This window comes from uncultured Duncaniella sp., assembly GCF_910577345.1.
Classification (GTDB): domain Bacteria; phylum Bacteroidota; class Bacteroidia; order Bacteroidales; family Muribaculaceae; genus Duncaniella.
Window position 1 is genome coordinate 87,989 of the sequence record NZ_CAJTMT010000014.1, and the last position, 248, is coordinate 88,236.

Here is a 248-nt window from a genome sequence, read left to right on the forward strand (position 1 = left end):
CCCTGGAGGGCAACGGCGGCTGAGGTGACGGGGACGGCGGCGAGCTTGGCTCCCGAGACGGAACCTACCGAACCTGTAAGGTCGCGGCGGGCGCGGGTGCCACCGTAACCGATGACGACGACTTCTTCGAGTGATTCAGAGTCTTCGGTGAGGACAACGTTGATGTTGGTCTGACCGTTGACTGCGATTTTTTCAGTCTTGTAGCCGATGTACGATACAAGGATTGTAGCGTTCTTGGCAACGTTCTT

General features: G+C 57.7%; 1 pseudogene (cut by a window edge). It reads right to left on the reverse strand.

Annotated features, from left to right (window positions below):
* A pseudogene (locus QZ310_RS07900) lies at positions 1-248 on the reverse strand (SusC/RagA family TonB-linked outer membrane protein); its annotated part reaches 2,712 nt to the left of the window's first position; the annotation flags it as partial.